Source organism: Thalassotalea sp. PP2-459 (assembly GCF_001913705.1).
Lineage (GTDB): Bacteria > Pseudomonadota > Gammaproteobacteria > Enterobacterales > Alteromonadaceae > Thalassotalea_C > Thalassotalea_C hakodatensis.
The window spans coordinates 175,837-190,859 of the sequence record NZ_MKQD01000085.1; the positions used below are offsets into that span (position 1 = coordinate 175,837).

Genomic DNA, 15,023 nt, shown 5'->3' on the forward strand with positions numbered 1-15,023 from the left:
GTTTTTTTATCTCATTAAAAAATAATTTTTGTTGTAACATTTCAAAAATAAGTTCATGAATTCTGTTACTCCACGCTATTAACAGCCATTTTTTTCGTAATTCTTATTCATTTTAATCCTAAATCGCTTTAATCCTCTTTTTCGTCACTTAACAAGAAAAAATACAATGATGCAAAGCATGAAAACTTTCTGCTAGAATTACACAATGAAACATAATTGTTTCGATGTGAAAGTAATTTAATGCTATTTCCTCAACCAAAATTGTAACTTAGGAGTTTTTCATGGCTTTAGTTTCCATGCGACAAATGTTAGATCACGCCGCTGAATTTAATTACGGTATTCCAGCATTTAACGTAAATAACTTAGAGCAAGTTCGCGCGATTATGCTAGCAGCTGATGAAACAGACAGTCCTGTCATTTTACAAGCATCTGCTGGCGCTCGAAAATATGCAGGGGCCCCCTTTTTACGCCACCTTATATTAGCTGCTATTGAAGAGTTCCCTCACATTCCTGTTGCTATGCATCAAGATCATGGAACCTCGCCAGCAGTATGTCAGCGATCTATACAACTCGGCTTTTCATCAGTAATGATGGATGGCTCATTAATGGAAGACGGTAAAACACCGTCAAGTTACGAATATAACGTGAATGTTACACGAAAAACAGTTGAAATGGCTCATGCTTGCGGCGTTTCAGTTGAAGGTGAGCTTGGTTGTTTAGGCTCACTTGAAACCGGCGAAGCTGGTGAAGAAGATGGTGTTGGTGCTGTGGGGAAACTAACGCAAGAGCAAATGTTAACAGACCCAGAAGAAGCTGCAGATTTCGTTAAAAAAACCCAAGTAGATGCCTTAGCAATTGCATGTGGTACATCACATGGTGCATATAAATTTACCCGCCCACCGACAGGCGATATTTTATCAATCGATCGCATTAAAGCGATACATCAACGCATCCCTAATACGCATTTAGTTATGCATGGTTCATCATCTGTACCACAAGATTGGCTAGCTACTATCAACGAATATGGCGGCGCAATACCCGAAACTTACGGTGTACCTGTTGAACAAATTCAAGAAGGTATCAAAAACGGTGTTCGTAAAGTCAACATTGATACCGATTTACGATTAGCCTCTACAGGTGCTATTCGTCGTTTTATGGCACAAAATCCAAGTGAATTTGACCCACGAAAATACCTTGCTGAATCAACAAAAGCCATGTATGAAATTTGTAAAGCACGTTATGAAGCGTTCAATACCGCAGGTAATGCGTCAAAAATAAAACCCGTATCACTCGATGTAATGTTCGAACGTTACTCGAAAGGTGAACTGGTCGCACTAATAAAGTCTTAGTACTAAAAATTTCAATCAATACCAATCTTTTAAAAGTGCCAAATTGAGTCATACAGTTTGGCACTTTTGCTATTACCGTTTCATTAAAATTTTCCGTCTTTAAAAATAACAATGGGCTTAGCCTGTTAAATTTATTATAATTTGTCGACTAATTATCCTATGACACAGAGGGAGTACTCGTGGAAAATTTAATGAACTGGTTTGCTGAAAATCAAGAGCTCTTTTATAGCTACGCGTTAAATATACTCATTGCATTTTTAATTTTTATCGTCGGTCGCATTGTCGCACGCATAATAGCCTCAACACTGAACAAGATTCTAAAACATAAACAAGTTGATGATACCGTCAGCAGCTTTATTTGTAGCCTCGCTTACGGCTTACTTGTATTGGTTGCCTTCATTGCTGCTATTTCACATTTAGGCTTTAATACTACGTCATTAGTTGCCATTGTTGGTGCCGCTGGTTTAGCGATTGGTTTAGCGCTTCAAGGCTCTTTATCAAACTTTGCTTCAGGCATTTTACTAATCACCTTTAAGCCTTTTAGAGCGGGTGATTTTGTTGAAATAGCTGGAACAGCGGGAATTGTTGAAGAAGTACATGTTTTTTCAACGAACCTAAGATCTCCTGATAATAAAACAGTTATCGTACCAAATGGTGCCATCACCACCGATACCATTACCAATTACTCAACTAAGCCGACACGTAGGATTGATCTTGTAATCGGTGTAGGCTACAGTGCCGACTTAGCGAAAACCAAAGAGATACTTACACGTGTAGCGAAAGCACACGAATTAGTACTTAAAGACGAAGACGTTACTGTAGGCGTTAGTGAATTAGCTGATAGTTCAGTTAATTTTGTTGTACGCCCTTGGGTAAAAACCAGTGACTATTGGCCAGTATATTTTGATCTAATGCAATCTATCAAAGTTGAACTGGACAACGCAGGAATCGAAATTCCATTCCCACAATTATCTGTTCACGTAAACCAAGAGAATACCAATGAATCTTAAATTAGCAACTGCTGCACTTTGCCTTACCCCTTTTTTGATACAAGCAGAAGAGCAAAAAGAAACATCACCAATGAAGGCATCCGCTGAATTTGGCGCATTATTTAAAACGGGCGACACTAAAAGTGGCGATTTAAAAGCAGGCTTAGATTTCAGCTTTGAAAAAAACCAATGGCGTAGTTCATTAAACTTTGACGTACTCGTTCGAAAAACTGAAACAGAAGTTGTCAAAGAAGATGGCACAATCACTGAAGAATTTGAAACCTCGGATCAAAAATGGACGATTGTTGGACAAACCAACTATACCATAGAGCCAAACGGTAAAAACTACGTATATGGTAATGCATCGTATGCTGATAATCGTTTTAGCAGCTTCGATAATCAAAGTTCTATTTCATCTGGTTGGGGTCGACGTTGGTTTGAAACTGAAAAAGCAACGCTAGATGCTGATGTTGGTCCTGGTTACAAACGCGATGTATTAAAAGAGCCAGACGAAAATGGTGAAACAACACATGATGCATTCATTATTCAGGCGCAAGCGCTATACAAACGAAAAATCAATGAACATGTTGAGTTTAAACAGTTAGTCGTCGCAAAGTACGCACCAAAAAATGGTGCCAACAGCACATATAAAGCTGAGTCATCAATTACTACAAAGTTGATTGAAACGTTACAATTAAAATTTAGCTTTATCGTTGATCATAATACTGATGTTGATGAAAACAAAGAAAACACAAATACACAAACAGCAATGACGTTAGTATATAGTTTTTAATTAAACCGTTATTCTTTTTATCAAGCCCTGTTAGCTCATTAACAGGGCTTTTTTATTATTCATTTTACCTTGTTATTTAACCATCGGCTAAATGCTTTTGGCTGCTCTAACGGCAACATATGCCCTGTATGTTCAAATATCGTTAAGTCCATTTTTTCATCTGTAGACGCCAATCGTTGTAAGTCATCAAGATTCACTAATGTATCTTCTCGGCCAACACAAAAATGTTTGGTGATAGGTAAAGCACGCAACTGCTCAAATAAGTTAACTCGCTGTGTCGTCGCGCGTAATTGCGCCATTAACACTTCACCACCAAGCGATTTATCCATCTCTGCAATTAACGATATCACTTCTGTATTATCGTGCGCATTGCTCGCCATTAAATTTAAAATGCGTTTTTTAGGAATACCACGATAACCATGTTTTTTGATCCAATGAATCGTTCGAGATCTTTCTTTCACTTCTTCAACGGGTAAAGCGCAAGGAATATTAGAAACGATAAATAGCGTCGAAACTTTCTCAGGGTAACGTATTGCAAAGGCTGAAGCTAAATAGCCACCTAAAGAAAAACCAAGTAAGTTAACTGGCTCCTTTGGTAACTGCGTTGCTATTTGCTGTACGATCTCATCAATCGAATCACCATCGTGTAACGTTAAAAAATGCGGTATGAAATGGTTTTCAGCCACAGACAGCGTTGGTTGCCAAAGTCGTTCGTCGCACATGGTGCCGGGTAATAAAAATAACGGTTGCATGATTATTGTAAATATTGATCAAAAGGTAGCACAGTAACTTGCTCATCAGCTTGAACATTGCCCTGCTCTTGCGATAACACAATATAACAATTTGCCTTTGCCATGCTCGTAAGCATTCCTGAACCTTGGCTACCTGTTGACGTTACAATTAACTGACCTTGGGTATTGGTTTGTATCACGCCGCGTTGTAAATCCATGCGACCTGGCGCTTTTTTCAAGCCTGTTGTAGTGCTTGCACTCAGCCTAATTGAATTTTGCTGTTTCATATTTTGTAATTTAGTTAGCGCAGGTAAAACCAGTTGATGCGCAGTCACTAACGCCGATACTGGGTTTCCAGGCAAACCAAAGAAGTAACTATTCGGTAAGTGACCAAACGCAAATGGTTTACCGGGTTTGATAGCAACCTTCCAAAAATTTATACGACCTAACTTTTCTAAAACAGCTTTAATATAATCGGCATCGCCTACTGAAACACCACCCGAGGTGATCACCACATCAGCTTGTTCGTTAGCAGTTATTAATGCCTGTGTAATCTGTTCTTCGTTATCAGGAATAATGCCCATCGGTATTACATCAACACCAAACTTAGTTAACATTGCCTGTAAACAATGGCTATTACTTTCATATATTTCACCAATAGATAACGGTTCTCCGGGATTTTTCAACTCATCTCCGGTTGAAAACAATGCGACTTTAATAGGCTTATAAACCGTTACTTCTGCAATGCCAAGAGATGCGAGCACCCCCACATCTATTGACGTTAATCGTCTGCCTTGTTCAAAAACGAGTGCTCCTTGTCTTATATCTTCTCCAAGATTTCGTACATTAGAAAACTGAGTCACGCGCTTTTGTAGATGAATAACGTTGCCATCTTGCTGACATTGCTCTTGCATAATCACAGTGTCACAGCCTTTTGGCATGGCTGCACCCGTCATAATACGAACACACTCACCTTGCTGACACTCTCCTAAAAACGGTTTACCAGCCATGGAACGACCAATAACATTTAACGAGTTAATATCAGCAGCGCCTTGTTTAAAAGCATATCCGTCCATCGCCGAGTTATTCATTGGTGGAACATTAACAGGGCTATATACATTTTTCGCTAGAACACGGTTATCACTCAGTGCGAATGATATTTCTTCACTGGCTGTTAAGGGTTTTATTTCCGCTAACATCTGATTTAATGCTTGCTCAAACGGCATTAAACCAGGTGCAGAACAACAATCATTCATCATCTATTCCTGATTCTATTTTTCGTAATGATACCAATTATCAGTTAATTAAAAACAAGATGCTATGGTTTATCTTGTCATACTTTGATACACCTCAAGTTTTAACCTATGAAATAATAGTATTATCATCGTTGGGCATTATGTACTACTATAAAACGTAAATTCGCCGAGCTTCCGTTGCTAAATTTCATGTAAATATGCAGCCTTAGCCGTGATTATTCTTTAATCGCCAGGGTTAATAGGGAAACTTATTAGCCTCCCGACATTTGGAAAGGTGAAATGTTAACTGACAACTACGGCCGTAGGTTTTATTACCTAAGGCTCTCTATTACTGATGTATGCAACTTTCGTTGCGATTATTGTTTGCCTGATGGTTATCAATGTGATCACGATCGTGACTTTCTATCGTTAGCTGAAATTCAACGTTTAGCAACGGCTTTTGCTTCATTAGGTACAGAAAAAATTCGTATTACCGGCGGTGAGCCCTCATTACGCAAAGATTTACCTCAAATTCTGAAAAGTTGTAAATCTACCCCTGGTATTAAAAAACTTGCCATCACCACCAACGGCTATAAATTAAACAGTCAAATTCAAGATTGGGTCGACGCTGGATTAGACGCCTTAAATGTCAGTATTGACAGTTTAGATCCTCGACTTTTCCAATCAATTACTGGTCACGATAAGCTACAAGAAATACTGTCAGGTATCGATAAAGCGTTAACTCTTGGACTTACCCAAGTGAAAGTAAATACAGTATTAATGCGACAGTACAACGGCGCAGATATCGATACCTTTTTAAACTTTATCAAAGAAACACCTGTCACACTTCGCTTTATCGAATTGATGCAAACAGGTGATAACCACACATTCTTTACTGAACAACACGTACAAGGTTCGCGCATAAAACAGCAACTGATACTGGCTGGTTGGCAACCGGTTATTAAAGAAAAATCATCAGGCCCTGCACAAGAATTTTATCACCCTGACTATCGAGGCAAAATTGGTTTGATCATGCCTTATAGCAAAGACTTTTGTGCTTCTTGCAATCGCCTTCGCATTAGTGCGTTAGGAAAATTACATTTATGCTTATTCGCCGATCAAGGTTTATCATTACGAGAGCATCTACAATCAGATGATCAAGCACCGTTAGTAAACGCCATATCACATTTACTAACAGATAAAAAAGCGACACACTTTTTACAACAGCAGTTAACTGGTGCAACTAAAAATCTTGCGATGTTAGGAGGATAAAGCATGCGAAAACCTCTACATTGTTTAGGCGTTGTATTAGCTGGTGGTAAATCTTCTCGAATGGGCAAAGATAAAGCACTACTTTCAGTGAATGGGGAACGTTTACTCGATCGTTCAGTAACGTTACTCAACAAAGCAGGCGTTGACCAAACTATCATAAGTGGTAATGTTCACGGCGAACAAGACAAACTTGAATGTATTGGTCCCCTGGGTGGCATTTATACCGCATTAGTAAAATATCAGCCCCACGCATTATTAATAATTCCGGTAGATTTACCTTTTATAGATCTTACGACTTTGCAACACCTAAAAAGTGCAGGACAGCTCTCAAATAAAGCATGTTTTTATCAGCAGCATTATTTACCGCTGTACCTACCTAACAATCACTTTTGTCAGCGTTTTTTCACTAAAAATATTGCCACGCAAACATCTTTAATCCCTAAAAATAAAACGAATACATACTCGGTACGTTCGATGTTGAACCATTTACCTCATCGCGAACTACCCATAAAAAATCCACATGCTTTGTTCAATGCAAATACACCGCAAGATTGGCAACAAGTGGAAGGAAAGTTAGCGAAAAATAGGAGCTATAATGTCAAATTCTGATCATGCAACAAACATCTTTACTTCACTAAAAATCGCCGTATTAACCGTATCAGACACACGAGATGAATCAACGGATTCTTCTGGTAAAGCCCTTGTAGAACGTGCTGACAATGCAGGTCATCAAGTTGTTGAAAAAGCCATTGTAAAAGATGATGTTTATCAATTAAGAGCTATCGTATCGAAATGGATTGCTGATGATAATATCAATGTTGTTATTAGTACCGGTGGTACAGGGTTCACCGATAGAGACAATACTCCAGAAGCATTACTGCCATTATTTGATAAAAATATTGAAGGCTTTGGTGAAATTTTCCGTGCTATTTCGTTTGATGAAATTGGCACCTCAACTATACAGTCTCGTGCATTAGGAGGGATTGCTAATCATACCGTTATTTTATGTGTACCGGGCTCTACTAATGCATGTAAAACAGCATGGGATAAGTTAATTGCTGAACAGCTCAATTCACAGCATAAACCTTGTAATTTCGTGCCGCATTTAAATTTATCAACACAAGCATGTACAACAAGAGACAAAAATGAATAATTCACCAGCCAATATTTTAAGCCATATCAATCAGCAAGGTGACGCCAACATGGTTGATGTTACCGATAAAGCAACCACTGCACGAGTTGCTATAGCTGAAGGTTTTATCAAAATGACCAGCGAAACACTCACATTAATCACCCAAGGTGATAATAAAAAAGGTGATGTGTTATCGGTTGCGCGTATTGCCGGTATTCAGGCAGCAAAAAAGTGCAGTGATTTGATCCCATTATGTCACCCTTTAATGTTAACAAAAGTTCAAGTGGATTTTACCCTTGATGAAGTTAACGCTTGTATACGTGTTGAAAGTCTTTGCAAACTTTCAGGACAAACAGGCGTTGAAATGGAAGCATTAACGGCAGTATCAGTTGCCTGCTTAACGTTGTTTGATATGTGTAAAGCCGCTGATCCAGCCATGGAAATTTTTGGTATAAAAGTATTAAGTAAAACAGGTGGAAAGTCAGGGCATTGGCAAACGCATTCCAAGGATAGCTTATGATCAAAGTTTTATTTTTTGCTACTTTACGCGAGCAATTATCTTGTCACGAACTTGAAGTTAGCGCTGATAACATCAATACTGTTTCAGCATTACTTTCACACTTATGCAGCCAGTCTACTGATTGGCAACAAGCCCTTTCAACCAATATATTATGTGCAGTAAACCAACAAATGGCAGATCCTCAACACATTATTAATGATGGCGATGAAATTGCTTTCTTTCCGCCCGTTACAGGAGGTTAGCATGTCAGATAACTCCACAATAAGTATTCAATCAATTGATTTTAACCTAGCTGTTGAATACAACAAGTTGCACCTCAATAACGATGAAGACGGAGCTGTTGCCACCTTTTGTGGAAAAGTACGTAATAATAATTTAAAGAAACAAGTCATCGGTTTATATCTTGAACATTACCCAGGAATGACAGAAAAACAACTTGCAGATATTATTACAACGGCTCGAGCACGCTGGTCTATTGGTCGTATAAATGTCATTCACCGTATTGGCCAGTTAGCGGTTGGCGAGCAAATTGTTTTTGTTGGTGTTTCAAGCAAACATAGGCAAGATGCGTTTGCCGCGTGTGAATTCATCATGGATCACCTTAAAGTCAAAGCCACCTTTTGGAAAAAAGAACTAACCGCTGACGGTGAAAATAATTGGTTAGCGGCAAAAGAAACGGATCAACAAAAAGCCAATACCTGGTAAATAACTCATCTGGAAATGCAATGTTAACTACATCAGAGAAACTACGTTATAGTCGTCAAATTATGGTAAATAAAATTGGCGAGTCCGGACAGTTGGCGCTTCGAAATGCCACTGTGTTAATTGTTGGTATGGGTGGATTAGGCAACCCCGTAGCGATGTATTTAGCTGCTGCTGGTATAGGAAAACTGATTATTGCAGATGGAGACTCTGTTGACATAACTAATCTACAGCGACAAATATTATTCAATCAGCAAGATATTGATCACAATAAAGCTGATACCGCTGCCGAAAAGCTAGTGTTAAATAACCCCGATGTAGAAATAGAAGTCGTTGACGAAATGCTAGATGATGAATTAGCGCAGTATTATGTACAACAAGCTGATTTGGTCGTTGATTGTTGCGATAACATTGCGACACGATATTTAATGAACAAAACCTGTGTTGAATATAATAAACCTTTTATTGTCGGAGCTGCCACGGGCTTTAATGGTCAACAATTAACCATCGTTCCTAATATAAAAGATGCCGCTTGTTATCAATGTGTTTTTCCCAAAAGTGAACATGCTCCAGAAAATAATTGTCAAACCGTAGGTGTTATAGGCCCCGTACTTGCGGTAATTGCGGGAACTCAAGCCATTGATGCAATAAAATTACTTGTTGGTATTGAACATTCAAATAATATATTAGCCTTGTATGATGGTTTACATCAACATTGGCAGCATATTTATGTGAAAAAGCAAATCAATTGTCCTGTGTGTGGTAGTGCATAGCAAAAAGCCCTTAAACAAGGGCTTCTTTTGTGTGTTCTTACGAATCGCGCTACCTAAATAACCCCGCATTTTTATCTGACATTGCTTCACGCCAACCACCTAACCATTCAGACTTTGCATTAGTATTCTGATAAGGACAATTTTCTCTATTTTTACCAGAAACGCCAGCTTGGTAACCATTAGAATATGCTCTATCTAAACGATCTCTTTTTTGTCTTCTCATGAAATGAATCTCCATAACCATTTGAAATTTATGATTTTATAGAACTTCTCTAATTGATAATAAATATCAATCAACCACTTCATTTAAGAATATTTACCTTTTTATTGCAAGTATAGAAATGTCATTAAATCGTCATAAAATCGTGCGAAACTGAATAATTTTCATGCCAATTTTTAGGTCAAAAGATAACCACCTGAAATTCATTCTGTTATTTATTTTCTGTTAGATCGTTAAGAAATTAAAAAAAAATTTATATAAAAACTTCATTTAAAAATAACAAGAGCGTGTTGATCTTTGCTGTTTAAATTTTGTTCAAATTAAACGTCTTCTGATCGCGGCACTTGGATTATTGCATAGTCATTCTATGGTTAATTCAAGTAACAAAGAGCAGGGGGCGTTTAGTTGAATCCTTCGGGCTGCATCAGTTTGGCATTTCTCCTGTGTTAACGCTTGACTGGAGTAGAATAACTTCACGGCGCAATTGTTGCCTTGTATAAATACCAAACAAATTACAGCAAATGTAAACATGAAAGATCAACACGCTCTAATCATTCCCCTTTCAATAACGGTGTTAACATTCCTTCTAATCCATTCAATTTAATTTCATAAACTAACGCTAATTGCTCGCCTAATTTCCCTTCAGGAAAACCTTTTCCATGAAACCAAACCAGATAAGGTTCTGGTAATTGTAACAGCTTGCGGCCTGCATATTTACCAAATGGCATGGTTTGATTAATTGCCGCAATCATCGCTTGTTGATCAAGTTGCATTATTTACCATCTTGTCATGTAAACATGAAAAGTATCATACACGCTTCAGCTATTTATGTGCGTCTTGCTTTCATTTTTTTGTCATAAACAGAGTAAGTATCAAGTTTAAAATCTTTAGAGAAAAATCAACACTGTAGGAAATCATCCATAGTTACAGGGTGTCTCAGTTTGAATAGCGTCATAAAAGTTTCATCATTGTTCACTAAAAGCTCGTCTTTAGTGACATAAATTTGTCATATCCACCACTTATAATCGCCGCGAATTATCACATTAACCAACAGACAGGGAACTTCAATGTCTATAGTCCGTAAACGCAGTGCATCACACAAAGCTTTTATTCCTGCTAACGCGAGAGATAACCAATATATTTTAGCAGAATTTCCAATCAGCAATGAGCTACTGAATAAAATAAGCCCAACACTTAACGAATCAAATCAACAGGCCTATTTTCAGTTTTATCAAAGCATGTCTCAGTTATTGTTTACCCTTTGTAATGACTTTGCCATTAAAAATTGTGTATTTGTTGCTAATGATAAATTAGTACGTGTACGTTACAGCCAAGAAGTACATCAATGGCAAACAGGTCAGCAAATTCTTTTCTATTATGATCCAAACATTCATGAATTACAGAATACATTTTTTGATGCCAATGTACGCGCAAAAAAAATAACGCTTTTGTTTCTCGCTCAAGGCGATGAAATCAGACAAAATGCTGCTGAATTTCACCAAAAGGTGCTTAAAGTTCTGTTGTGTTATCAACAGCAAATAGCCTTACCTGCCAAAGACATTCGAATTCGAGATCACCAACACATCACCTATGACATATTCGCTCGAAATAAGGGATGTACAGGTGTTACAGCACATAAATTGCGTACCATAGTTCAACGCTATGCTAACCAAGGGACTAAAATCCCTGATGATTGCTCTAACATTACTTATGCGGTTATTAACTTAGCAATCAATAATCGATTACTTAATATGGTTGAAATCGATCCTCAGTCGATTGATCCCTATAATCCGTTATATACATTTTTAACCGATACTTTTTCGCTTGTAGCAAAAAGATTTAATTTAAATAACGGTGCGCTGATCGCAAATGGGCTAGTACCTATTGTTAGATATAGCGAGCACGAAACGGTTTCAACGATTGGTGAATTACAAATGCTGGGCTACAACCCTGAAAACAGTCCTTGTGGCATCATAAGTAAGTGGCAAGCCGATCAACTAACCGACAACATACAACTTATTTTTGTTGCGACCCGCGATAACCGTAGTGATCATGGCTATGGTCGATTTCTTAATCAAATAGAACAAGCAACGCGGTTATTAGCAACAGAGTTAGAACTTCCCCAAGAAAAAGAAGAGTTAACCGTGAGGTTTCATCAGCATATTGCATATAACATTTAGTTATAAAACTTGGTACTGTTCAACCCTGTGAACCACGATATAATGTGTTTCTATACTTCATCTGATTGTAGGGTGTACTCATGGCATCGACTATTGAAAAAACAACGTTAGCCGGAGGCTGCTTTTGGTGTATCGAAGCAGCTTTTAATAGTTTACAGGGAATTTTAAGCGCCGAGTCTGGTTATATGGGCGGACATACTGATTCTCCTACCTACAAAATGGTGTGTGAAGGAAATTCTGGGCACGCAGAAGTTGTTCAATTAACTTATGACAGCGATATTATTAGTTTTCGTGAAATCTTAGAGATTTTTTTCACCTTGCATGATCCAACACAACTAAACCGTCAAGGCAATGATGTTGGTACGCAATATCGTTCAGCAATTTTTTATCATAATGAAGAACAGCGAGAGATTGCCTCAAACATCATTAAGGAACTTACCGATTCTGCTGCTTTTTCAGCACCCATTGTTACTGAAATAACCCCATTAAGCTCATTCTTTTCTGGGGAAGAATATCATCAAGACTATTTCAATAATAACCCTGAAAATCAATACTGTCAGGCTGTTGTTTCTCCTAAACTTGCCAAGTTTAGAAAAACATTTGTTGAAAAATTAAAATAACTTGCGCTTGCGCTAAAAGAAAAAGCGCTTAGCGCTTTTTTATTAATACATCAAGGTATACAGCTTTCGGCGATATTTAGTCGCGAGAGGGTCGCCGTCTGGCAAAGCTTTTAATACATCTAACAATAATTGTTTACTGTCAGCATCACTTGAATCTTGTTGAACTAAACGGAACAATATCGTTAACGCTTCTTCATTACGGTTTACTTGGTTATATTGCGCGGCTAGTTTTCGTTTTAGCTCATTGTTTTGAGGGTCTTGTTCAATCGCTTGTTCAAGTGATTGAATTTCTGGTGAATCGGCAGCCTCGTTAGCTAACTCTAATTTAGCGACTAAAGCAGCATAATCACTATCCTGATCTACCATCTTTATCGTGCCCAGTAATTGTTCGGCTTCTGATATTTTTCCTGTTTGTAAATAAACATCAATCAAAATGAACTTAATATCAGCTCGCTCTGCATCTAGTTGATGTGCTTGAGTAATTAAACCAAACGCTTGATTAACATCGTTCTCAGCTAAGCATGCTTTTGCCTGAGTTAATAGCTCATCTTCTGGTTTAGGTAGGTGCTTACCAATAAAGGCTTCAATACTTTCATCTGTTTGTGGACCAGAAACACCATCAATCGGTTGTCCGTCTTTAACTAAAACGGCAGTTGGTAAACCTTGAATACCAAATTGCGCAGCAATTTGTTGCTCCGCCTGACAATCAACCGTTGTCATTAAAATATGTTCATCGGCTCCCATTACTCGTGCTGATAACTTGTCTTTTAATTCGACACTCTCTGGTACTTGCTCTGCCCAAAAAGCGACTAAAACCAGCTTTTCTTTTGAGTCTTCCAATACAATCTTTTGAAAGTTTTCCATCGTCATGGCTACGGATACATTTGACACTATTATTCCCCGTCAGATTATTTACATTTAACGTGGGGGCGTAGCGCAAATTAACAAGTGGAATAACGTTAAACTCTCGAAATAAACCATTATCTTTTTTGTGAAATTAGCGATATAGTAAAATTACGCTTGTTTCGTGGTCGGCGTAATAATTTTCACCAATATTACATAAAATAATGAAACATGTTGTATTTATAAGTTTTTATGCTCTATTAATTAGCGAAAGTTTTTCGTTGATGGCTGCGCCGTCAAGTCCTTCGAGTATCCGATATTGTATTGACCCTGATTGGGCCCCCTATGAATCACTCATTAATGGGCAACATATCGGTCTTTCTCGCCAATACCTGACTCTTATAGAAAAAAACTCAGAACTTACCTTTACCTTAATCCCCACTGAGAGTTGGCAACAAACGCTTGACTATATTCAAGCTAACAAGTGTGATTTGATCCCCATGTTAAATAGCACAACTAACAGAAAAAACTTTCTCGATTTTACAAAAGTGCTCTTTCGAGCACCAAATGCACTTTATGGACATTACAACCAACCATTAGTTGGTCATTTAGCAAACATTAATCAACAATCCGTCGCTGTAGTTACTGGCTATCGATTGCATCGTTATTTATTAGAGCACCACCCTAAAATAAATATCGTAGAAGTTGAAAATGAAGCGCAAGGCTTAACAAAGGTACAAAATAAAGAGATTGATTTTTACTTAGGCTCTTTCCACGGAGCCAATAAATATATCAAAGACAATGCATTACATAATTTAAGAATTGTCGGTATTTCTGAACTAGAAGATAAGCTTCGTATTGGGGTGGGTAAATCTTTGTCACATATTATACCAACACTCAATCAGGCGATTTCACAAATCACTATAGCAGAGCATGCGCAAGTGTTTTCATATTTAAAAGACATTAACACTACTCAAGTCAAAGACTATAGTATGGCGATCAAATCTGCTTCTGCTTTTATCGCAGTGATCATTTGTTTATTATTTGGCTATTGGCGCTCAGTAAATAATGCAAGTATCTTAGAAGCAAAAAATAAGGCGTTAGAGCTTGCCCACCAACAACTTGATGAAAAAAATAAGCAGCTTGCAGACCTGGCCATCCGTGATTCATTAACGCGATTGTATAATCGTGGCCATTTATCAGAGTGTATTCAACAACAAATAAAGCTTAAAGAACGTTACAATAAAAATGCCTGTTTAATCATATTAGATATAGATGACTTCAAAAATATAAATGATCAATTTGGTCATAAAGTTGGAGATGATGTTTTACAACATTTTGCCAAACAATTAACGGAATGTGCCCGAAGTGTTGATATTGTTTCACGCTGGGGAGGTGAAGAATTTGTAATACTTTGTCCAGAAACCAACATAGATGAAGCTAACGTTATCGCAAAACGTTTTCAACAATGTTTGGTTGAAACATCTTCTGACGCTCTGCCCTGCGTAACCTGTAGTATTGGTATTGCTCCATTACGCGAAAGTAAAAGTGCAGATCAATGGTTCATTGCGGCCGATAATGCAATGTACCAAGCTAAAGAACTTGGTAAAGACACCGTTTTTATTGTGGAGAACGCTTAAAGGGTATAAGAGCAATCATGCACC

The 15,023-nt window shown here is 37.8% G+C and carries 18 protein-coding genes and 1 riboswitch; of the genes, 13 read left to right on the plus strand and 5 right to left on the minus strand.

The features are described 5' to 3' along the window. Positions 1–281 precede the first annotated feature (281 nt). From fba to BI291_RS18040, 3 genes are all read left to right on the plus strand, one after another. Positions 282–1,349, plus strand: coding sequence for a class II fructose-bisphosphate aldolase (gene fba / locus BI291_RS18030; protein ID WP_074500783.1), 1,068 nt, complete (start codon positions 282–284; stop codon positions 1,347–1,349). A gap of 179 nt (positions 1,350–1,528) precedes the next feature. Then, on the plus strand, positions 1,529–2,359 hold the full coding sequence (locus tag BI291_RS18035) for a mechanosensitive ion channel domain-containing protein (RefSeq protein WP_217693850.1): 831 nt from the start codon (positions 1,529–1,531) through the stop codon (positions 2,357–2,359). Next, positions 2,349–3,131, plus strand: a complete 783-nt coding sequence (locus tag BI291_RS18040; RefSeq protein ID WP_074500786.1) for a YdiY family protein — start codon at positions 2,349–2,351, stop codon at positions 3,129–3,131. The genes BI291_RS18035 and BI291_RS18040 overlap by 11 nt, the downstream gene beginning before the upstream one ends. Positions 3,132–3,190: 59 nt before the next feature. Here the strand turns inward: BI291_RS18040 and BI291_RS18045 are convergent, their stop codons facing one another. Then, complete coding sequence (locus BI291_RS18045; protein WP_074500789.1) at positions 3,191–3,883, minus strand: alpha/beta fold hydrolase; 693 nt, start codon at positions 3,881–3,883, stop codon at positions 3,191–3,193. Between the two features lie 2 nt (positions 3,884–3,885). Continuing rightward, complete coding sequence (moeA, locus tag BI291_RS18050) at positions 3,886–5,118, minus strand: molybdopterin molybdotransferase MoeA (RefSeq protein WP_074500791.1); 1,233 nt, start codon at positions 5,116–5,118, stop codon at positions 3,886–3,888. Between the two features lie 152 nt (positions 5,119–5,270). Beyond that, positions 5,271–5,411: riboswitch (molybdenum cofactor riboswitch) on the plus strand. Between moeA and moaA the strand changes: the two genes are divergently transcribed. The 7 genes from moaA to BI291_RS18085 all read left to right on the plus strand — a co-directional run bounded on the left by moaA (position 5,398) and on the right by BI291_RS18085 (position 9,496). After that, positions 5,398–6,369 carry a GTP 3',8-cyclase MoaA gene (gene moaA, locus BI291_RS18055; protein WP_074500793.1) on the plus strand — a complete coding sequence of 324 codons (972 nt, stop codon included), beginning with the start codon at positions 5,398–5,400 and terminating at the stop codon, positions 6,367–6,369. It overlaps the preceding riboswitch by 14 nt. Before the next feature lie 3 nt (positions 6,370–6,372). After that, positions 6,373–6,978, plus strand: coding sequence for a molybdenum cofactor guanylyltransferase (locus BI291_RS18060; RefSeq protein WP_074500796.1), 606 nt, complete (start codon positions 6,373–6,375; stop codon positions 6,976–6,978). Continuing rightward, on the plus strand, positions 6,965–7,522 hold the full coding sequence (gene moaB / locus BI291_RS18065; protein WP_074500798.1) for a molybdenum cofactor biosynthesis protein B: 558 nt from the start codon (positions 6,965–6,967) through the stop codon (positions 7,520–7,522). The genes BI291_RS18060 and moaB overlap by 14 nt, the downstream gene beginning before the upstream one ends. Further along, positions 7,515–8,021, plus strand: coding sequence for a cyclic pyranopterin monophosphate synthase MoaC (moaC, locus tag BI291_RS18070; protein ID WP_074500801.1), 507 nt, complete (start codon positions 7,515–7,517; stop codon positions 8,019–8,021). Before moaB ends, moaC begins: the two co-directional genes overlap by 8 nt. Further along, complete coding sequence (gene moaD / locus BI291_RS18075) at positions 8,018–8,263, plus strand: molybdopterin converting factor subunit 1 (protein WP_074500804.1); 246 nt, start codon at positions 8,018–8,020, stop codon at positions 8,261–8,263. Before moaC ends, moaD begins: the two co-directional genes overlap by 4 nt. Position 8,264: 1 nt before the next feature. Then, the gene (gene moaE / locus BI291_RS18080) at positions 8,265–8,726 is read left to right on the plus strand and encodes a molybdopterin synthase catalytic subunit MoaE (RefSeq protein ID WP_074500806.1); all 462 of its coding nucleotides are present in this window, start codon (positions 8,265–8,267) and stop codon (positions 8,724–8,726) included. Positions 8,727–8,746: 20 nt separating this feature from the next. Continuing rightward, on the plus strand, positions 8,747–9,496 hold the full coding sequence (locus BI291_RS18085) for a HesA/MoeB/ThiF family protein (protein WP_074500809.1): 750 nt from the start codon (positions 8,747–8,749) through the stop codon (positions 9,494–9,496). Positions 9,497–9,545: 49 nt separating this feature from the next. Here BI291_RS18085 and rmf read toward each other — a convergent pair whose 3' ends face one another. Together rmf and BI291_RS18095 are read right to left on the minus strand one after the other, a co-directional pair. Next, positions 9,546–9,719, minus strand: a complete 174-nt coding sequence (gene rmf, locus BI291_RS18090; RefSeq protein ID WP_074500812.1) for a ribosome modulation factor — start codon at positions 9,717–9,719, stop codon at positions 9,546–9,548. Between the two features lie 548 nt (positions 9,720–10,267). Continuing rightward, the gene (locus tag BI291_RS18095) at positions 10,268–10,489 is read right to left on the minus strand and encodes a DUF3820 family protein (protein ID WP_074500816.1); all 222 of its coding nucleotides are present in this window, start codon (positions 10,487–10,489) and stop codon (positions 10,268–10,270) included. 294 nt (positions 10,490–10,783) lie between these two features. On the opposite strand from BI291_RS18095, the gene BI291_RS18100 reads away from it, so the two are divergent. After that, a complete protein-coding gene (locus BI291_RS18100; RefSeq protein WP_074500819.1) occupies positions 10,784–11,896 on the plus strand; it encodes a DUF3083 family protein in 1,113 nt (370 codons plus the stop codon). A gap of 80 nt (positions 11,897–11,976) precedes the next feature. Further along, entirely contained in the window at positions 11,977–12,516 is a 540-nt protein-coding gene (gene msrA, locus BI291_RS18105; protein ID WP_074500822.1) for a peptide-methionine (S)-S-oxide reductase MsrA, read from the plus strand. Between the two features lie 42 nt (positions 12,517–12,558). On the opposite strand, the gene BI291_RS18110 is transcribed toward msrA, so the two are convergent. Then, entirely contained in the window at positions 12,559–13,407 is an 849-nt protein-coding gene (locus BI291_RS18110; protein ID WP_254849614.1) for a tetratricopeptide repeat protein, read from the minus strand. Between the two features lie 236 nt (positions 13,408–13,643). On the opposite strand from BI291_RS18110, the gene BI291_RS18115 reads away from it, so the two are divergent. Then, positions 13,644–14,999 carry a GGDEF domain-containing protein gene (locus BI291_RS18115; RefSeq protein WP_175573151.1) on the plus strand — a complete coding sequence of 452 codons (1,356 nt, stop codon included), beginning with the start codon at positions 13,644–13,646 and terminating at the stop codon, positions 14,997–14,999. Positions 15,000–15,023 lie beyond the last annotated feature (24 nt).